Genomic DNA, 21,154 nt, shown 5'->3' with positions numbered 1-21,154 from the left:
ACATCCATATGGGTTATAAATTTGACTGTCGCGTCTCCAATAGGTGTGCCGTAAGCTATCAATTATTGTTTTGTTATCAGAGTTAGGCTAAGAACACCAGAATAAATGGACTAGAGAAGATGGTGGAAAATATGATTATACTGGATATTACATTAATGAAAGAGTCGACGAGATAACTAATTTGAACGAGCATCAACTTATTGTGACATATCATGAATCTCATCATTCGAGTGAGTTACATAGCCACGACTACCCACTCCTCGCTTTTATACATAAGGGTTGTCAGATTCTATCTACTGATAAGCATAGTTTGCTTTCTATGCCGGGGTCTTTAATTTATATTCCAGCCGGCGTTCCACACTGTGCTGATTTCTTAAAACAATCCCAGGTCTCTTTACTTCGGCTGCCCCTAACATCAATTCCTGAACTCACAGAAATATGCATGTTGGATGTATCCCCCATCGTTACTCAATTATTTCGCTTGTGGGAAAATGGTAGCCCAGAACCAAAGCTTGAACCTCATTATATACATGTCCTAATCGACCAGTGTATCTGTTGTAAAGCAGCTAATAACCCTTTAATTGCAAAGGGAGGAATGGATCGAAGATTATTACCGATAATCGACGCACTATCAAACGAGCCAAGTATCAAATTGTCTATTTTAGATATGTCTAAACAAACTGGTGCCTCTGTGCGTACTTTAAACCGACTTTTTCTCTCTAGTTTTAAAGCGTCTTTCAGAGATATTCGCCAAAAAGTTGTGATGGAACGTGCTGAAAAAATGATGGCAGAAGGCGTTAGCGCAACTGATATTGCATTTGAACTCGAATACTCAAGCTTATCTTCATTTTCTACTGCATTTAAAGAGCATCAGAAAAAATCTCTTTAGTGGTAAATTTGGCGCAATTTGTAAACCGAGTGTCGTTTCACCCAAAACCTTAGCAGCGCAATCAGTTTAATCTGTTGATCTGTTCTTAATGTTATGGGGAAAACCATTGTCTAAAATAACTAATATAGCTATCAGTGTCCTAATGGTATCGGTCTACTTTTTTTCGTCAAGTATGTATACACCAAGCTTTCCGGACATACAAAGTGGACTTCAAACTTCTGAGGCGCTGGTGCAACAGACTTTAAGCCTATTTTTTATCGCTTTAGCCTGTAGTCAACTTATCTGTGGTCCGCTCTCTGAGCGCTATGGGAGAAAACCAATAGCGATGCTCTCATCTTTTGTTTTTGTTATTGGCTCAATGACATGCCTTTTGGCTGATAGTATAGAGGTTTTGTTAATCGGCAGGATCATACAGGGTTTGGGGGTTGGTGGTCTCTATTTGCTTTGTCGGACGATACTACAAGACGCTTTCGAGAAGACAGAGCTCATGGGGATACTTGCTTGGTATGGGATTTTTTTTATGAGTTTACCCGGTTTAACGCTAATTTTAGGTGGGTATCTGACTCAGCACTTTGGTTGGCATAGTAACTTCGTGTTTATGGCATGCTTATCGATTGCCACACTATTGATCATCGCATTTGTTAAACGTGAAACTATACGTAAGAAGAACCCCGATGCAATAAAGCCTAAACAGATACTAAAAGATTATGCTCTCATTGCATCAAATGTTACCTTCCTGTGTTATTTAACAATGATGTTTAGTGGGACCAGTTGTATATTGCTCTTCCAAGTTACAGGTTCTTTTGTAGCCCAACATGAATTTGATTTAACGGCTGCAGACTATGGCATTGGATCAATGGTTTTGATTGTAAGTAGTGTTGCATCTCGATTTATATGGACTCAATTTTTAAAGCACCGTATCAGTGAGAATATGACACTAATTTATGGGAGCCTTATTCAAATTGTAGGTTGTGTTGTGATTACTTTAAGCCTTGTTCTCCATAGCTATTTATTAATGTTAATTGGGTTTTCTGTCATGGCGTTTGGCTCAGCATTTTTGTTAGCAGTCGCGGGTGTATCTGCATTGTATTTGTTTCCTAATCACAAAGGCCAGGTTGGTGCTATCTATGGTGCATTACAGATGGTTGGAGCATTTGGTTTTACGTTTTGTTTATCCTTTGTTCCAGCCACCCATCAAGTGATGGTGATCAGTAGCTGGATATTGTCTCTATCCACTGGAATCGCATTAATCATAATGTATCGTCAGCAATCTAAAAACTTGGTGCTCGCTGAATCTTAATGTGGTTTGAACATATCCCCTAAACCTATCTATTAGGGGATATTTGAATGACACTCAATTCAATATTGCTTGGTGGTTATTCACTTTCGCCCTCTTGGAAAGCTTGAAGTTGTTTGCTTTTTTTGAGCCATTTATCGAGCACAATTTTCAGAGCGTCTATGGATGTTGGCTTCTCTAGGCGGGCATCCATTAACTGTTCGATCGTCTCTAACTCACGCTGGCCTGACTCACCAGAAAGGGCGATGATAGGTGTGTTAGGTGAGCGTGCTTTGATGATCTGACTTGCTTCAAAACCATTCATGACTGGCATTTGTACATCCATTAATATCAAATCGACGTGATTTTTTCTAAACAGTTCGATGGCATTTTCCCCATTTTTTGCTTGTAGGCTGTTTACGCCCAGTCTGCTTAGATACATTTGAACTAGGGTGCGTTGCACCTCTTTGTCGTCAACGATGAGCACGGTTGGGGCTATGCTATTCGTAGTAACTTGTGTCGCTATTGGAGCGGATTTTTTTTCCTCAGTTCTGATTTTTTGGGGCTGCGAGACGGCTTCATTGGCTTTTTCGACATGGGTCTGGCTTTGCTGCCAGTCGTTAAAGTAAGGTGTCCGTAAGGTGTCCGCTTTTGGTGCATTGGGTACCACAGGGAAATAAAGATGGAACTCAGTAAATTTACCGCGCTCGGATTGACACTCAACTCTGCCGCCAAATGAACGCATTACTCGTTGACAGTAGCCTAACCCCAAGCCGCTACCACCGCTTTTCTGGTAAGAAAAGAAGTCGTCGAAGATCTTGTGTCTAATCGCTTCATCAATACCTGGTCCTGTATCTCTGAAAGTGAGGATATTTTCGTAAGAACCGACTTGAGTACTGATTTCGATTTGGCTATCTGGGTACGAATCAAAATAGTAAATTGCGTTTCGGATAAGATTGAAAATTACAAAATTGAATAAAGTTTCGTTTAAATTTGCCACAAAATCAGTGTGTTGAGGCAAGCGAATACGTTCTATTATTTTCTCGTTTTCAAAACCATAATGGCTGACTGCTTGATCTATTGCTTTGTGGATTGAAGTCATTGTGACTGGCCCGTGCTCAAGTGAGCTGTCGCTAACCTCTCGCAATATAATATCAATTAGTTGTCGCCCGCGCTGAACGGCCGCTTGTCCATTTTTAATGTCAAGTTGGACCTGCTTTTCTGGGGCTTGGTTTTCGATATGCTGTTTCAAGACCTCGAAGTGAAGTTGCACTTGAGCAAGTGGGTTACGCATCTCATGAGCTATTGAGTTGGCGAGAGCTCGGCTTTGGCGGACTCGTCTATCGGCTTCTATGGTACTTTGAACGCGGGCCAGTAAGGTCTGTAGCGCTGAGATCTCTTCATTAGAGAACATTTGATCATTGCTTTTGTGCGACGAGACCAGTAAATGTGTGACAGACTTCCCTTGCCCAAACAGTGGCATAACCAAGGCGGTATTGTTCAAACTCATCTTGTCATACAGCGCTTTGAGCGAAAGTTTGGAGGGTGTTTTGTAATCCAGCTCTTGAGATAACTCGTCGAACACTAGCACTGACTCGTTTGTTGAAAGGTAGTCTTCGTAGAAGGTTTCGTTGTAGTTGCTGTTAACAAGACGAAGCTTGTCTTCAGGGATTTGCAATAGTTGACCTAAACGGCGCATTGCATCGTCAATCGATAGCTTAAAATCTTCTTCTAAATCGAGGATTTGTTGTACTGGAGTTTTCTTTTTTCCATAAACGAAGAAAGACGCATAGCGACTGACACGTTTGTAGATCAATTGCCAGATGATACCGATCATCGCACAGATTGGGATTGCGATTAACCATTGGTTATCGTCAGTCTGGGGGATGAATATCGCGCCGAATGGAACTGCTAAAATCATGCACACCAAAAGTGTATTAAGACCAAGGTAAGCAAGGTATTTCACGCTGTAAAAACGTGAAGTCAGCAGAGCATACCCAACAAACATCATCTCGCTAATGGATAGTGCGGGAGGGAGCCAAGTTAGCGAAAAGTCCTTGAGGAAGTAAGTCATTCCGACTTGTATTGTAATTGTTGATATCATGAATACCAAGATACCTGCAATCATATAACTAGTTTTTGCTTGAGTAAGCCTATCGCTATTAATCCTCATAACCAACACATTTGTAAATGTGAGGCACAAAAGCACAAGCATTGCAGTAAAAAAGTAAAAAGTATGAGCTCCAAAGCCAATAGTGAATTGGCTTCGTCCCACTATATCAACATTTATAATAGTTAAATTAGGTTGTAAATTAATAACAAGCGAATATATAGCTGAGCTAGAAAATATTAACTTTTGCCAAATTGCTACTTTGCTTTTCTTATAACTAGCCAAAAGTTGACATGAAAAGTAGTAAGCACTGACAAATGCTAAAGATGATGCGAGATTAGCTAATTTAGCCACTAATACTGCAAATGAAGGACCAAATCTAACCAAGTAATCTGTATGAAAATATGCATTAGTGCTAATCCAAAAAATTACACAAAACGAGTAGGCTATATAGGGAACATGATATGTCCCTTTGATTGTTAGATGCTGTTTTTTTAGATGATAGCAATAATACGCTAGCCAGATTACGACAGCAGTGGCAGCTGCAAACAGCGTAATTGCTTTAGCATATTCCGTTGATTCGAAGTCCAGTTCAAACATGTTTTCCCTTTCTGGCCGAGTCTAATCGTCTTGTCTCACGTACGGTAAGCTTGTACCGGTGAAAATCTGTGTCCTCGAAAACTCTAACCATTCGTTCAAAATGCCAAAAACCACGATAAATGGTTGTACCATCGTTATTTAGATCACAAAAACCAGAGTGGAAATACGCTTTTGGATCTATAGCTTGATAAAACTGGAGCATGAAGGTTTGCTCTATAATAGTGAAGCCGACCTTATACCCAACTTGATGTAATACGTTCATCAGCTCCTTTTGACCGAGATAGAGGAAGTAGAGCTTTTGCTGGGTGCTACCGCTGACTGTCAGGCGCAACACTTCACATATGGCTTGTGTATCTGACAATTGCAAGCGAAAAGTACTGTCAAACTCAGGAAGAGAGTAAGACTTTGGAAGTGTTGGTGGCGTGAAAAGTTTCAATCCCGACAGCTGTTGGTAGCCGTGATCTGGTAAGCAGTACTGCCAGTGCTCATTACTGAAAGGTGGTGCATAGCTTAACCAAGTATCCTTGGTTGACCAGTCTTGCAGAAGTGCAGAGGATACTAGTGTTGGAAACGCTTCATCTACTGGGTGCTTGAGCAAGATAAAGTGTTTACCAGATTGCGAAAGGTGTAAGAGAGGTAGCATCTCAAACCATTTCTCGCCCTTTATGAAGGTTTCTAGGTTACTCAAAGCAATCGCATCATTGATGGGCATGGCTTGTGGATGGCACGGTGTTTGTACTATGAGTGAATCGGATTCGATGTGCTCAATGATCGCGCCATAATACGCGGAATCTTTAATAGGTAACTCGATACGTGAGTTGGGAGGATCGCTCAGTGGTGATCTTGCCTTTATTGCGGCAATCTCGCATTCGCACCAAAAGTCTAACCAAGACATGTAGCAATGGCTGGCTGCTTTTTCTAGTAGAACCATATCAGGAGCTAAAGTGCTCGGGTACCGCTGAATGAGATCGCGATAATCCATTAACTCAAATAACACTGAAAGACTTTTGCTTTGATGCTCTGGGTATAATGCTCCCAGAAGGTTTCGACGAAAATCAGTAACGGTTTGGAAAAGAGCGGTGCGCTGCTCGGTCTGATAAGTATTGATGACGAGATCTATTAGTGCTCGTTGTTGCTTTTCGATAGACTCATCGCTAGCCAATAGCGAGTTTAAAGACGATAGTAGTTTCATGGTGTTAACCTAGATTGATATAATTATTTTATTAGATCTGCACTCACTTTCTGACACTTATATTATTAAGCCTTTAAATAACGTTTTTTAGTTGTGTATTGATAACGTTGTTTGTGTCAACAAGGTGATGCTAGTTGCATAACAGCGCGCAAGTCTACTACTTGCTCATATTCTTAACAATAGGGTATTTTTAATTTAATAAACTCTAAATTAGCGTGTCTTCAATGGCTTGCGGTTCAGTTCATAAACTTAGCCTAATATGCAGTTTGCGAGCATAAATCTGTAGACTTACATATCGATATCAAAAATCTATTTTTTGAATCGGAATCATAGTTAGTGTAAATGATAATTTACCCTGATAGTTATGGGGGATATAAGAGTGGCTTAAATATACAAAAAGTCATTATGTTTATGCTTCATACTCATTTATTTCCACGTCACCGTTTGGTGCTCGCTTGCTTACTCTCTAGTGCATCTACTTTCTCTTTTGCTCAAAGCCAATGTGAGGTGCCTGAACTTCAGCTGTCACCAGATCTTGCTCATGCGGTTTCATTAGCCGACAACAGTTGTTATAGCTCTTGGTTCTCTGCATCAAAAAGTTCGTTAACCAATATCTACAGCGAAAACAGCCTGACCCAAGTTAGTCATTTACTGAACTTAGAGATAGCCCGTTACCAAGGCGAAGCTGACCAAGCACGCAAACTTGAAAACTTGGGTGAATTTGTTCGTGCAGCTTATTACGTTCGTTATAACGCGCAGGCGGAGGAATTTTCTGAGGAATTAAGCGAGCGCTTTGCACACTCAACTAATGCATTCCTTGCTAATCCGAATTCGCTAAACCAAGGGAGAGAACAAGTTGGTGCGCTGAAGAGCCTGACATTAATGGTCGACAACGTGAAGCAACTTCCACTCACTATGGATGCACAACTTGCGGCACTTAGCCAATTCAACCGTGAAACGGCGTTAGACACACACTGGGTCGATGGGCTTAATAATCTATTCAGAGCGATGGCCGGGCATGCCGCTCGGGATGACTTCTACGATTACCTAGCAAACAACACTCAACATATAGAGACACTAGCGAAATTTGCTCGCGACAATCGATGGGCTTTGGATACAGATGCAAGTTTTCTGGTTTACAACGCAGTTCGCGAGACTGGGAGGTTGCTAGCAAGCCCAGATAAAGCGACCAAAGATAAAGCGTTACAAGTGATGCAAGGTGTGATGGCGCAAAATCCATTGGGTAGTGAGCAAGACAAACTGTGGCTAGCGGCGGTAGAAATGCTGGGATACTTTGCACCAGAGGGTTTGAACGGGCTCGATCTTGAACAGGCGAAACGCGACGTTGCTCGACGTATCTTACCTAACCGCTACGAGTGCCAAGGCCCTGCTATTCTGCGCTCTCAAAATTTAACCGAGTTACAAGCTGCAAAGGCATGTGATGTATTGGCGGCAAAAGAGGCAGATTTCCACCAAGTGGCTAATACTGGGCAGCAACCGGTGGCTAATGACAACAATAATAATGTTGAGATCGCGGTATTTGGTAGCAAAGGTAGCTACGTTGACTACTCTTCATTCCTGTTTGGTAATACGACAGATAACGGTGGTCAGTACTTAGAGGGTAATCCGACTGACTTGGAGAATGTAGCGCGCTTCGTAGCTTACCGATTCGACGATGGTGATGAGCTATCTATTCTGAATTTTGAACATGAATATACGCATTACCTAGATGCGCGCTTCAATCTACATGGTTCATTTGATGATAACTTGGCTCATGGTTACGTAGTGTGGTGGTTAGAAGGCTTCGCTGAATACATGCACTATAAGCAAGGCTACGATGCTGCAATTCGCTTAATTGATGGCGGTAAGATGCGCCTATCAGATGTGTTTGCGACCACTTACTCTCATGATTCTAATCGTATTTACCGATGGGGATATTTAGCGACACGCTTTATGCTAGAGGAGCACCCCAATGAAGTGCAAAGCTTACTGGCACTGTCTCGCTCTGGTCAGTTCGCTGACTGGGCAAAGCTGGTTATAGTGTTTGGCCAGCAGTACGAGGGTGAGTTTGAGCGTTGGTTAGATACGGTAGCGGACGAGCCAAAACTAGAACCCGAAAAACCAAATGAGCCGACAGAACCAAGCGATCAAATCAAGGATCTTGTCGCTAACCAAAGCGTGCTGTTGAGCGGTAAAGCATACAGTGAGCAACTGTTCTACATCGACGTACCTGAGAACACCACTCATTTTGAGGTATCAATTGAAGGACAAAATCAGGGGGATGCAGATCTCTACATGAGCTATAACCGCACTGCGCATTACTATGATTTTGAGTTCAGTCAATATGGCAGTGGCAGTAATGAGATGGTGACATTTGAGTCAGAGGCGACGGGATATATTAAGCCTGGTCGTTACTACATGAGTGTTGTGGGACGAACTGAATTCAACGGGGTGAGGCTGCTTGCATCGTTGGAAACAGAGCACCCCGTTCCACCTTCTCCAGAGCAAGATGACCTAACGCCTGTGGTACTAGAATCTGGTAAGGCTCACCTGTTTACGGTTCATCAACAACGTTACGCTGCTGTTTATGTTCCGCAGGGAGTGCGAGAGGTTCGCGTATGGTTAACCGATCAAAACATTGGTTCAATAGGACAAGGTAATGTTGATCTGTTTGCGAGCCGCGCATACTGGCCAACCGCTGGGCAGCATGATTATGCGTCGGATTATCGTGGCAGCAATGAGTATCTGCAAATACCAGTGACTGAGGAAGGGTACTTACATTTCTTGTTAAGTGCAGTAGAGCAAGGTGATGATGTCGAGATCTTGGTCTATTTTCATTAAGGCACAAATCTCGAATACATGGAAAACAAGCTGAGTATGAATGCCCGGCTTTGTTTTTCTGACATTTTTCTGTGTTTATAGAGTAGTTTCACCATAATCTCTGATGAAGTGATGACATTGGCGGTTTAAGCTTGTAAGCATATAAAACACCCCGATAACGGTGTGGTCACTTGTTAAAACTGAATGATTTATTTAGTGAGGATTTATGAAGAAAACACGATTAACATCACTACTTGGGGTAGCGACTTTAGCTGGCGTGGTTGCTGTGGCTGGATGCAGTCAGAGTGGTGAAGTGATGACTCAATCACAAGAGAAAACGAATCCGATCTGTAGTACTAAAAACTTAACAGGTGGTTGGTCGAAAAGTGAAGTTACACCACAAGCTGAGCAAGCGTTAGACGCCGTGCTTAGCCAGATGAACACGTCTGCAAAGCTTAAACAGATTTTGAGCGTTCGAACTCAAGTTGTGGCTGGTTTGAATTACGCGATTGAGTTTGAAATGGATAATGGTGAAGTGTGGAATACGATCGTATACCGCTCTCTACAAGGCGATACCGAAATGGTTCAGGCCGCGCAGCAAGGCCGTTTGTGCCAATAGCCTCAGTTAGATATCAAACATAGCGTCTAACACAAAAATGGCTCCAAAATTAGGAGCCATTTTTATTTTGGTAAGTGCTTTATCGTAAGTTCGTAATGGTTTATTACGCCTCGGATAATTCAGGTTTTGATAGTTCGCTTTCGGATAACTCCAAAATACAAGCTCGGCTGATGTCTTCATCGATGTACGCCATACCCAGTTTGTTCAGGTAATCCATGCGGTCTGCAGTACGAAGATCGATATCTGGGCCTGTAATGTCGTTCTCTTGGTAAACCTTAGCGAGGTGAGCCATGAACTTCTCGCCTACACTCATCATTAGCAAACTCATTGCGCCAACGTCTGGTCTTACTTTAGCGTGTTGCTTTTCAGATAAATTCACCTCTAAGACAACAGGCTGTTCCTCCCCTTCGAAACGAACGCTGCGCTCTCTCACCGTTTGTTGTGCCCAGTAGTATGCAAGCTCTTTACTTTGGGTTAAGAAGACTGGCTCAACCGATTCTGTGTAGTTATTGCCGATCGTGGCCATGGTTTTTACGGCGGCTTGGTTGAGTGCTTTGTCGCCCGAGCGTTTTAGTCCTTGGCCTTTAATGGAAGCGATTAGCGCTGAAGAGGTTCCGTGATACCAAGTATCACCTGTTGCGAAACCATTTTCTGATAGCAGTGTTTTTGCATCTTGTAGGTGTTTAGGTATTGAAGTCATAGGCGCTCTCAATCAAAAGAAATTTCAACAAACAGGAATCTCATAAAACATGAATACAGTTAGCTTAAACCGAAGTTTCTCACTTGGCCGTGGGTTAGGGCACAAATCTGAGACTTTGAGATAAAGCCGGCAGTACAAGCTTTATCTCAAAGCCTTCCCCCGTCCTTCTCTCTTACCGAAGTAAGAGAGAAGGACGGGGGAGGTTTTAGCTTTAGTGACTAATCAAAAAGTGCTAGCGATTAATCAAATTGGTTCGATGTATTTAGTTCACCCGCTGCTTTTAATGCGTTTTCACCTGCAAAGTACTCTTTGTGGTCATCACCCATATCTGAACCAGACATGTTTTGGTGTTTAACACATGCGATACCTTGGCGGATCTCTTTACGTTGAACGTTAGCAACGTAGCCCAACATGCCTTGGTCACCGAAGTACTCTTTAGCAAGGTTGTCAGTAGACAGCGCTGCAGTGTGGTACGTAGGCAGAGTAATCAAGTGGTGAAAGATACCCGCTTCACGAGAAGCATCTGCTTGGAACGTACGGATCTTGTCGTCAGCACGCTGAGATAGTTCAGATTCATCGTACTCAGCGCTCATTAGGTTAGCACGGTCGTATGCAGAAACGTCTTCACCAGCTTCAACCATCGCATCGTATGCTTGTTGACGGAAGTTTAGCGTCCAGTTGAACGATGGAGAGTTGTTGTATACCAGCTTCGCATTAGGGTGTACTTCACGAACGCCATCCATCATCTCTTTGATCTGACCGATATGAGGCTTCTCTGTTTCAATCCAAAGCAGGTCAGCACCCGCGTTGATTGCTTCAATACAGTCAAATACACAGCGGTCTTCACCAGTACCTTGACGGAATTGGTACAAGCCAGATGGTAGACGCTTAGGACGTACCAGCTTGCCTTCACGGTTGAAGCAAACGTCGCCTTGTTTCATGTCAGCTACATCGATCTCTTCAACATCTAGGTAAGAGTTGTAGATGTCACCTTGGTCGCCAGGCTCTTTCACTACTGCGATTTCTTTTGTTAGACCAGCACCTTGTGAGTCAGTACGCGCAACGATGATGCCGTTGTCGATACCTAGCTCTAAGAAAGCGTAACGAAGTGCACGTAGTTTCGCGTGGAAATCAGCGTGAGGTACGGTTACTTTGCCGTCTTGGTGACCACATTGCTTCTCATCGGCAACTTGGTTCTCGATTTGTAGGCAACAAGCACCAGCTTCAATCATCTGCTTAGCCATTAGGTAAGTCGCTTCTGCGTTACCGAAACCAGCATCGATATCCGCAATGATTGGTACAACGTGTGTTACGTGGTTGTCAATTTGGTCTTGGATGCGATCTTGTAGGTCAACATCACCCGCTTCACGAGCTGCGTCTAGTTCACGGAATAGACCACCTAGTTCACGTGCATCTGCTTGGCGAAGGAAGGTGTATAGCTCTTCAACTAGCGCTGCAACTGATGTTTTCTCGTGCATTGATTGGTCTGGTAGTGGACCGAACTCTGAACGAAGTGCTGCAACCATCCAACCAGAAAGGTAAAGGTAGCGGCGATCTGTTTTACCATCAAAGTGCTTCTTAATAGAAATCAGCTTTTGTTGGCCGATAAAACCGTGCCAGCAACCTAGAGATTGAGTGTATTGAGAGCTGTCTTTATCGTAAGCCTCCATATCCGCACGCATGATATCTGCCGTGTATTGTGCGATATCTAGACCTGTTTTGAATTTGTTTTGAGCTCGCATACGAGCAGCAGATTCAGCATCGATTGCATCCCATGAAGCACCTGCAGCGCTTTTTGCAACTTCTATCATTTCGATATCTTGTGTAATTTGCGACATAACTATTCCTTAGTTTCACGTGGGTATGGTTGCCAACTTGGCTTGGATTAAAACTTTGCCATGGACAAAGAATAATCATGCATGTGATAATTTTGTTAATTTATAGTTATTATATTCGGTATTTTTTATATGAATATTGCTCGTATAGACCTTAATTTACTTGTGTATTTAGACATGTTGCTACGTGAAAGAAACGTTACACGAGCAGCGAATCAGTTGGGGATTACTCAGCCTGCAATGAGTAATGGACTGCGCCGATTACGCGATCTACTTGAGGACCCGTTGCTGGTAAGAACAAGTGAAGGAATGGTGCCAACCGAGCGCGCGCAAAAGTTGCAACCTTTGATTCGCAACATCTTGGCGAATGTAGAAAAGACCTTGCAACCAACGACGGAATTTAACGCAGAAGATAGTGAACGCGTATTTCGTATCATGGCGAGTGACTATGCTGAATCCACCATTATTCAGCCGCTATTAAGAAAGTTGAGTGAGATAGCGCCGAAAATACGCCTCGATATTATGACGCCAAGTGACGTGAGCTATCAGGATGTAGAACAGGGTACCGTTGATATCATTATTAACCGTTTCGATGATATTCCTCAGTCTTTTCACCAAATGAGCCTTTGGCACGACGGCTTCTCTTGCTTATTTAGCTGCGACAACCCGATAGCTGACAATTTCGATATTCTTTCTTATTTGAAAGCGCAACATATTTGGGTGAGCAAAACCGGTATGGGGACGGGGGTCGGGATTAACCCAAGTGAAGCGCAGAAATTAGGGTGGATCGATGAAGCGCTAATGCGTATTGGTAAAACCCGAAACATTACTGTGTTTACTCGACACTACCTGTCAGCGATTTTATTCGCGCAACAGAAAAACCTGATCCTTACCATCCCAACCAAAGCAGCACAGCTGCAACGCAACAACCCTAAGTTATTGATCAAACCTGCCCCTTTTGCCATTGAACCTTTTGAGGTGAAGATGGCGTGGAGCCCGTTGTTACAAACCAATCCAGACCACCAGTGGATGCGTCGCTTGATCAAAAGTGTCGCCAATGAAATCGAAAGTGGTGTGACAGAATAACCCTATTTTTAGGGTATTTCTTTTGTGAATGTCCATTATAACTGGCATAAATTAGCTAAATTTTTGTCAGTTACGTAAATTTAAGTGAGTAGTCAGTGATTAACTTGAGAGAGATTTTATGAGCAGTCGTATTCAACAGGGAAGCTTGAACATAGATAGCACCCTCTACCAACTAGTTAATGAACAGATCATCCCTGGCACGGGTATTCTTGCAGAAGACTTCTGGCAGTCATTTGCAGCCATCCTCAAAGATCTGGCACCAAAGAATCGTGCATTGCTTATCAAGCGTGAAGATCTCCAACATCAAATCGATGTATGGCACCAAGAGCGTGCTGGTCAAAAACTGGATGCTGCAGAATATAAACAGTTCCTACAGCAGATCGGCTACCTAGTACCTGAGGCTGATGACTTCCAAGTAACTACTGCCAATGTTGAGCCTGAAATCGCAACGCAAGCTGGGCCGCAGCTTGTAGTGCCTATCATGAACGCGCGATTTGCACTTAACGCAGCAAACGCGCGCTGGGGCAGTCTATATGATGCGCTCTACGGCACAGACGTGATCAGCGAGAGTGATGGCGCCGAGAAAGGCGGTAGCTTTAACCCGGTACGTGGTGCCAAAGTGGTGAGCTATGCTCGCGGCTTCCTTGATGATGCCGCACCGCTCAATGGTGTTTCTCATAAAGACGTGACCAAATACAGCATCAGTAACGTGAGTATTGGTAATACGCTTACGGCGACTCTAGATAACGGCGAAGAAGTCACGCTAATCGACTGCAATCAATTTATTGGGTATCAAGGTGACGCTAGTGCGCCGTCTTGTATCCTGCTTAAACACAATAACCTTCATATCGAAATTCAAATCGATCCTAGTGCGCCAATCGGCAGCATTGATGCAGCCGGTATTAAAGATGTGCTTGTGGAAGCTGCACTAACGACCATTATGGATTTTGAAGACTCAGTAGCCGCTGTCGATGGTGCAGATAAAGCACTGGCTTACCGTAACTGGTTAGGCTTGATGAAAGGAGACCTACAAGAGTCGCTAGAAAAAAATGGCAAAACTATTGTTCGTAGCCTTAATCCAGATCGCCAATACACCAGCGTAACGGGTGGTGAGATCTCGCTTAAAGGTCGAAGCATGTTGTTTGTTCGTAATGTTGGTCATTTAATGACGAACCCAGCGATCATTGATGATGAAGGGAATGAAGTACCTGAAGGCATCATGGATGGCATGATTACTTCACTGATCGCTATGCACGACTTGAAAGGTAACAGTGCTTACCAAAACTCGACCGCTAATAGCATCAATATCGTAAAACCTAAGATGCATGGCCCTGAAGAAGTGGCATTTACCAATGAGCTGTTTGGTCGCATTGAAGACGCATTAGGTTTAGAACGCTTTACTATCAAAGTTGGCATTATGGATGAAGAGCGCCGTACCTCTGTGAACTTGAAAGAGTGTATCCGCGCCGCTAAAGATCGTGTTGTGTTTATCAACACAGGTTTCTTAGACCGAACGGGGGATGAGATTCATACGAGTATGGAAGCGGGTCCATTTGCTCCTAAAACGCAACTGAAAACCATGACATGGATTGGCGCTTACGAAGATCAAAACGTTGATCTGGGCTTAGCTTGTGGCCTGCAAGGTAAAGCCCAAATTGGTAAAGGTATGTGGCCAGAACCTGATAACATGGCCAAGATGATGGATGCCAAAATTGGTCACCCACGAGCGGGTGCTAATACCGCTTGGGTTCCTTCGCCAACCGCTGCTACTTTGCACGCATTGCACTACCACAAGGTGAGTGTTCCGAGTCGCCAAAAAGAGCTGCGCGAGCGTGTGAGAGCAAACGTTGACGATATCCTTACTATTCCTCTACTGGGTAATCAAAAGCTAACTGCACAAGATATTCAAAATGAATTGGATAACAACACGCAAGGCATTCTAGGTTACGTAGTGCGTTGGATTGACCAAGGTGTAGGTTGTTCGAAAGTTCCTGATATTAATAACGTAGGACTCATGGAAGACCGTGCCACGCTGCGTATTTCGAGCCAGCACATTGCAAACTGGTTACGTCATGGCATTTGCGATGAAGCCCAAGTGATGGAAACGATGAAGCGCATGGCTGCTGTTGTTGATGAGCAAAACGTTGGGGATCCAAGCTACCAGAATATGGCGCCAAACTTTGAAAACAGCATTGCGTTTTCTGCAGCGTGTCAGTTGGTGTTTGAAGGCTGTGCTCAGCCAAACGGTTATACCGAGCCAGTACTCCACGCTATGCGCTTGAAACTGAAATCACTTAAATAGCAAAATAACCGGATAATAAGAAAGAAAAGAATAACAACGATAAAAGTACCCCCCTTAACCGAGCCCAAGGTGCCGCGCAATATAGCGCGGCTTTTTTTTGCTTTCGTTTCAGAGGGTTTGAGGAGAAAAGCTTAGTTACCGCTAAAACCTAGTTTTTGCCGAGACCTTAGTTTCCACCGAAGCCTTAATTTCCACCAAAACATAGATACTTAATATCCATGTACTCATCGATGCCTTCTTTTGCCCCTTCACGACCAATGCCCGACTGTTTCACCCCACCAAACGGCGCTACTTCAGTAGAGATCAAGCCGTCATTGATGCCAACCATACCGTATTCAAGCGCTTCTGATACCTTCCACACACGGTGAATATTCTGGCTGTAGAAGTAAGACGCTAAACCATAAATCGTATCGTTCGCCATCTCGATGAGTTCTTCATCGCTGTCGAACTTCATAACTGGAGCGACAGGACCAAAGATCTCTTGTTGAACGATGTCCATGTCATGTTTCACGTCTTTAAGAATGACGGGATGAATAAACTGGCCATCGAGTAATTGGATTGGTGTCACTGGCTGTGCACCTTGCTCAATAGCTCGGTCAATTAAACCTTGGATATTTTGCTTCGCTCTTTCACTGATGACTGGGCCAATGTTGACGCCTTCATCAAAGCCATTTCCGACCTTAAGCTGTTGTACTGCTTGGTCGAACTTAGCCACAAATTCGTCGTGTACTTTACTGTGGATATAGAAGCGGTTAGCACAAACACAAGTTTGCCCTGCATTGCGGAATTTAGATGCCATTGCACCTTGCACGGCAGCGTCGATGTCTGCGTCGTCAAACACAATAAAGGGTGCGTTGCCGCCAAGCTCCATTGAAGTGCGTTTGATGCCTTTGGCGGCTTGCGCCATTAAGATGCTGCCAACACGGGTAGAGCCCGTAAATGAGATCTTTTTGATTAATGGGTGTGAGGTAAACAGTTCACCGATTTGTTCAGGACTATTACCTAAAACCACTTGAATAAGGTCTTCAGGGATTCCAGCTTGGTAAGCCAGTTTAACGACCGCAAATGCTGAAAGTGGTGTCTCGTCAGAAGGTTTCACAATGAAGCTACAGCCAGCCGCTAATGCAGGCGCTGCTTTACGGGTGATCATCGCAACGGGAAAGTTCCATGGCGTGATGGCACAGGCCACCCCAATTGGTTGTTTGATAGTAACTAAACGCTTATCTGCCGCAGTACTAGGGATCGAATCGCCGTAGGTGCGTTTAGCTTCTTCGGCGAACCATTCAATGAAGCTTGCTCCGTAAACCACTTCGCCAGTGGCTTCAGCCAACGGTTTGCCTTGTTCCATGGTCATCAAGCGAGCAAGAGCATCTTTGTTTTCAAGGATCAACTTATACCAATTATTAAGCAGCGCAGCGCGAGTTTTGGCTGGAACTTTTGCCCACTCTTTCTGTGCGATATTTGCACGCTTGATAGCGTTATCTAGCTCCACCTCGGTAGAGATTGGCGCATAGCCAATGAGCTCACCGGTTGCTGGATTGGTGACCGCAACCGCACTATCTGCTTCTGTCACCATAAAAGAGAGTAATTGCTTATTGTTGATTTTGAGCATTGTGGTTCCTTATTGATGAGCAACTAAAATGTACTCTTTCCGCCAATGGATCACTAAATTGTTACTCACTATTTTCACGAGGAAGTTAGTACACGAGTCAAACAAGACCTGAAATGAGAATATTACGCCCCATAAGTCTATAAAAATTATATGCTTGTTATCCATATTACCCCCAAAAGTAAGGCTGTGTAAAAAAGCAATTTAGTAAAATTCACAGTGTGTAATTTTTGTTGTGAAATTGTTTCAAAAATAACAGTAGTATGAAAAGCATGGAAACAAAGCAGTAAAGAACAAATCTGAAAAGGGTCAATTAGGATGTTTGACACACGTGAAATTTAAAGCCGTACGAGGGGTAGACTATGAATATGCTGACACTAGACAAAACAGAACTTCACAGAAACCATTCAACTTTTATTGCTGAAGCTGTCTTTGCCGTCGAAATGGTGAAAGCAGACAAGCAGCTCGAAAAGCAGAAGATGTCGAAACAGTTGCTAGATACTCTATTTCCTCTTGAGTCGGGCTCTCATGAAAATGTTGTGAGCTATGAGATTGACTACCGACATGTTCAGGTTTACTTCAAAAATGGCGAACACACAGGCCTGAAACGTGCGAAGCATTTTGTGGCATACACCGGTGATAAATCTAAGCCCTCATCAATCCTGTTTCGCGATGAAAGTGGTACACATCTGGAAGTGACGATTGGTGCTCGAAAAGGCACAGGTAATCTTGAGTTTGTAGACATCGAAGACATCCAACTAGAGACATGCACCACGTTTGGTCAAAAAGACGCAAGTATTTCTTCTGGAATCCGACACTGGGTTAGCTTGGTGAAGGGCGATGAAAGTGGTCGGCCAAATGCATCAAGTGAAGAAAAAGAGTTCACTGCGAAAAATGGCGATGACTACAACCTTGGTTTTTGTTTCGCACTCTAATATCAAGCGCTGCAGTGCGAAGCGCTAACATCCATTTCTCTTTTACCTTTGGTAATTTCCCCGCCCCTATAGCGGGGCTTTTTTATTAGAGCTATAAGTAAATATCGTGTTTATTAAAATTATCTGACGAAATTTTAAAAAAGATTTTATGATGCAGTGTTCTGATTTAACTTATTGTAATTTATGGTTTTTTATTGTTTCTTTGAGCTTTATTTTATTGGGTTAATTATCATTATTAAGGCGATTATGAGTAACTATTGAGCTAAAAATCAGTAAAAATGCTTCGTGTTGTGCTATATTGTGCGGCTTGGGATTGAGCTAGTAAGTCCATTCACTATCTCAGATAGTGACTTTCACCATGCGTTGTTTAGGTGATTTGGCGAGCCAATCAAGTAATAGTTGGATATGGAGCGAGTCCTTATATTCGTTGATTCGGATATTCGAACATCATAATTTATGAGTTTTAAATCAAAAAAGTACAGTATTGATTCTACTGACTATCAAGTTGGTCAAGATAACGTCAGTAAATGGGGCATGGATGTCCATAACACAGTTTTCGTAGCCTCTGTTGGCTTATCTCTTCTCTTCATCATCACCCTTCTTGCTCTGCCTCCTGCAGATGCCAAAGCGGCAATTGACTCCATCAAGGGTGCGGTTCTATCAAAGTTTGACTTCCTGTTCATGTGGGGAGCCAACATCATGTTAATTTTTGCTGTTATTTTGGCATTCTCACCGCTAGGTAAAGTTCGCTTAGGTGGTGAAGACGCAACGGCAGACTATTCAATGGCCTCTTGGATTGCGATGTTATTCGCAGCCGGCATGGGTATCGGACTTATTTTCTGGGGGGTTGCTGAGCCAACAGCGTTCTTTACCAACTGGTTTGGTACTCCGTTGAACGCAGAACCTTTTACAGAAGCAGGTCGTGAGTTAGCGCTGGGTGCAACGGTATTCCACTGGGGTTTCCATGCTTGGGCTATCTACGGCATGACAGCACTTTGCCTAGCGTATTTTGTTTATAACAAAGGTCTTCCGCTATCTATGCGCTCCGTTTTTTACCCGATCTTGGGTGAGCGAGTGTGGGGCAAAACGGGTGATGTGATCGATGTGCTAACGGTACTGGTTACTCTGTTCGGTTTGGCGACTTCGTTAGGCTTAGGTGGTACGCAAGCGGCAAGTGGTATTAGCCATGTGTTTGGCTTGGAAAATAATATCCTACTCCAGCAATCTATTATTGTTTTGATCATGGGCCTAGCGATCATATCTGTACTTCGTGGTATGGACGGGGGTGTTAAGTTCCTAAGTAACCTAAACATGGTTATTGCATTTGTGTTCCTTGGCCTTATCGCTGTGCTCAACTTCACTACTGTGCTTGATTCTGTGGCAACAGCAGCAACGGGCTATGTGAAAAATATCTTGGCATTGAGCGAGAGTTCAGGTCGTGAAGACACGACATGGCTGCATGGTTGGACTGTGTTCTACTGGGCGTGGTGGGTAGCGTATGCACCATTCTTCGGTATGTTTGTTGCGCGTATTTCTAAAGGTCGTACGGTTCGTGAGTTCTTGTTCTGTGTACTGATTATTCCGACGCTAGTGACTTCGGCTTGGATGTCTGTGTTTGGTGGTGTGGCGATTGAACAGGTTATTAATCATGTCGGTCAACTTGGTCTTGATCAGGGTATCACTGATGTATCGCTAAGCTTGTTCCATATGTTAGATGCGTACTCGTTTGGTAGTATTCTATCGGTTATCGCAGTGGCACTGATCATTGTGTTCTTCGTGACGACACTTGACTCAGGTTCGATTGTTATCGATGGTATGACGGCTGGTGGTAAGCTTGAAGTACCAGTGAAACAGAAAGTAGTGTGGGCGGTTATCTCAGGCGTGATTGCGATGGTGATGTTGTGGATTGGTGGTACTCAATCTATCCAAGCACTGCAATCTATCACGATTATTGCAGCGCTGCCGTTCACTGTCATTCTTCTGATTGGCTGTGTGAGCCTGCTGAAAGGTCTATTTACGGAAGTAGATAAAAGCCAAGCAAACGTAAGCGAAACAGCTAAATAGGGCGATTTTCTAGTGAGATAAATTACTCGCTAATGACGCCCTAAGTATTACTGAAACTCTCTTGTACTCAGTGCGAGGGAGTCTTTTATGTGCGCTATCAAGAAATAAAAAAGCCACAAATGATTTGTCACTTGTGGCTTTTCTCAACTTTATTCTAGTTCTCTAGAGATAAATTATTCGCTTACGCCTTTAGCTCGTGTTTAATCACGTAATCTAAAGCACCAACGATAGCTGCAACTTGTGCGTCGTTACACTCTTCATCTGTTACTTTGTCGCTGTCTGGGTAAACTTCTGTCGTTGTGCCGTACTTACAGTTCGTTACGCTGCCACACAGGCCTAGCTCTTTCATTGGGTAGTTTATCACACCGTGCTGTGTCACCTCTGAGCCAATGATCTTGCCGTCTGCATCTGCTGGTGCAATGTGCGTTACTTTTTCAACTGAAGCAATGACAGCCGCTTGGAACTCTGGCTGAGGGTTTTCAGTGTCGCCGACTGTGTAGAAACCATCTGGAATTATACCTTCGATGTAGTCAATGCCGTCACGAGCAGCAAGTGCTGGGCGGAATTCAGTCTCATCAGAATCTGTCGTTTCGTGTAGATCAACGTGAACCAGCACCTCTGGTAGAGACGTCACTAATGCACGTAAGTTTGCTGATTCTTCAGCAGGGGTACCTTCATAGAAAGAACGGTTTGGATCAACGGCGTTTGGGTTCCAGCGATTGATAACTTCGTAACCCCAAGGGCTAACACAAGGTGCAACTACTACGTTGAAATGCGCTGCGTATTTCTCTGCTTGAGTAGCTGCGAATTTGATCGCACCGTGCACACCACTTGTCTCATAACCGTGAACACCGCCCGTGACCAGAGCGGTTGGTTTTGATGCATCCCAGTTTTTGCTCTTGATTGCAAATAGAGGGAAACGAGCTTCATCGTAGCTCAGTGCGCCGTACTGCTCGATGTCAAAGCGGTCTGCTAATGCTTGGATTTTAGGAACGACTTCTTGCTGGTATTCTCGCTTAACGGTTCTTTGAGCAAACCATGCTTGACGTTCTACTTCTTGCCATTTTTTTCCAGGTTCACCGATTGGGTAGCTGTATTCACTTTTCATCTATACTTT

The 21,154-nt window shown here is 43.6% G+C and carries 14 protein-coding genes; 8 read left to right on the top strand and 6 right to left on the bottom strand.

What is annotated here, in order from left to right; translation table 11 throughout:
• Nucleotides 1-442 precede the first annotated feature (442 nt).
• Nucleotides 443-889: a helix-turn-helix domain-containing protein gene (locus A3712_RS28530; protein ID WP_063525318.1), complete on the top strand. Its 447-nt coding sequence runs from the start codon at nt 443-445 to the stop codon at nt 887-889.
• A gap of 106 nt (nt 890-995) precedes the next feature.
• Complete coding sequence (locus tag A3712_RS24505; RefSeq protein WP_063525317.1) at nt 996-2,189, top strand: MFS transporter; 1,194 nt, start codon at nt 996-998, stop codon at nt 2,187-2,189.
• Nucleotides 2,190-2,265: 76 nt separating this feature from the next.
• On the opposite strand, the gene luxN is transcribed toward A3712_RS24505, so the two are convergent.
• Nucleotides 2,266-4,875, bottom strand: coding sequence for a quorum-sensing autoinducer 1 sensor kinase/phosphatase LuxN (gene luxN / locus A3712_RS24500; protein ID WP_063525316.1), 2,610 nt, complete (start codon nt 4,873-4,875; stop codon nt 2,266-2,268).
• Complete coding sequence (locus tag A3712_RS24495; RefSeq protein WP_063525315.1) at nt 4,868-6,067, bottom strand: acyl-homoserine-lactone synthase; 1,200 nt, start codon at nt 6,065-6,067, stop codon at nt 4,868-4,870. Before A3712_RS24495 ends, luxN begins: the two co-directional genes overlap by 8 nt.
• A 411-nt stretch (nt 6,068-6,478) precedes the next feature.
• Between A3712_RS24495 and A3712_RS24490 the strand changes: the two genes are divergently transcribed.
• Nucleotides 6,479-8,908: a M9 family metallopeptidase gene (locus tag A3712_RS24490; protein ID WP_063525399.1), complete on the top strand. Its 2,430-nt coding sequence runs from the start codon at nt 6,479-6,481 to the stop codon at nt 8,906-8,908.
• A gap of 205 nt (nt 8,909-9,113) precedes the next feature.
• On the top strand, nt 9,114-9,506 hold the full coding sequence (locus A3712_RS24485; RefSeq protein WP_063525314.1) for a cystatin domain-containing protein: 393 nt from the start codon (nt 9,114-9,116) through the stop codon (nt 9,504-9,506).
• Between the two features lie 103 nt (nt 9,507-9,609).
• On the opposite strand, the gene A3712_RS24480 is transcribed toward A3712_RS24485, so the two are convergent.
• Together A3712_RS24480 and A3712_RS24475 are read right to left on the bottom strand one after the other, a co-directional pair.
• The gene (locus A3712_RS24480) at nt 9,610-10,206 is read right to left on the bottom strand and encodes a hypothetical protein (RefSeq protein ID WP_063525313.1); all 597 of its coding nucleotides are present in this window, start codon (nt 10,204-10,206) and stop codon (nt 9,610-9,612) included.
• Nucleotides 10,207-10,445: 239 nt separating this feature from the next.
• Nucleotides 10,446-12,044: an isocitrate lyase gene (locus A3712_RS24475; RefSeq protein ID WP_063525312.1), complete on the bottom strand. Its 1,599-nt coding sequence runs from the start codon at nt 12,042-12,044 to the stop codon at nt 10,446-10,448.
• A 129-nt stretch (nt 12,045-12,173) separates the two neighbouring features.
• On the opposite strand from A3712_RS24475, the gene A3712_RS24470 reads away from it, so the two are divergent.
• Both A3712_RS24470 and A3712_RS24465 read left to right on the top strand, forming a co-directional pair.
• Nucleotides 12,174-13,127 (top strand): LysR family transcriptional regulator, encoded by a 954-nt coding sequence (locus A3712_RS24470; RefSeq protein ID WP_063525311.1) that lies wholly within the window; start codon nt 12,174-12,176, stop codon nt 13,125-13,127.
• A gap of 118 nt (nt 13,128-13,245) precedes the next feature.
• Nucleotides 13,246-15,429 carry a malate synthase G gene (locus A3712_RS24465; protein WP_063525310.1) on the top strand — a complete coding sequence of 728 codons (2,184 nt, stop codon included), beginning with the start codon at nt 13,246-13,248 and terminating at the stop codon, nt 15,427-15,429.
• A gap of 184 nt (nt 15,430-15,613) precedes the next feature.
• On the opposite strand, the gene A3712_RS24460 is transcribed toward A3712_RS24465, so the two are convergent.
• Nucleotides 15,614-17,041: an NAD-dependent succinate-semialdehyde dehydrogenase gene (locus tag A3712_RS24460; protein WP_063525309.1), complete on the bottom strand. Its 1,428-nt coding sequence runs from the start codon at nt 17,039-17,041 to the stop codon at nt 15,614-15,616.
• Between the two features lie 359 nt (nt 17,042-17,400).
• On the opposite strand from A3712_RS24460, the gene A3712_RS24455 reads away from it, so the two are divergent.
• Nucleotides 17,401-17,973 (top strand): malate synthase, encoded by a 573-nt coding sequence (locus tag A3712_RS24455; protein ID WP_063525308.1) that lies wholly within the window; start codon nt 17,401-17,403, stop codon nt 17,971-17,973.
• Between the two features lie 456 nt (nt 17,974-18,429).
• Nucleotides 18,430-20,037: a BCCT family transporter gene (locus tag A3712_RS24450; protein ID WP_063525307.1), complete on the top strand. Its 1,608-nt coding sequence runs from the start codon at nt 18,430-18,432 to the stop codon at nt 20,035-20,037.
• Between the two features lie 181 nt (nt 20,038-20,218).
• On the opposite strand, the gene A3712_RS24445 is transcribed toward A3712_RS24450, so the two are convergent.
• Entirely contained in the window at nt 20,219-21,145 is a 927-nt protein-coding gene (locus A3712_RS24445) for a M14 family metallopeptidase (RefSeq protein WP_063525306.1), read from the bottom strand.
• Between the last annotated feature and the right edge of the window lie 9 nt (nt 21,146-21,154).

The organism is Vibrio sp. HI00D65, assembly GCF_001635455.1.
In the GTDB taxonomy this organism is placed as follows: domain Bacteria; phylum Pseudomonadota; class Gammaproteobacteria; order Enterobacterales; family Vibrionaceae; genus Vibrio.
This window is presented reverse-complemented; position numbering and strand designations above follow the sequence as displayed.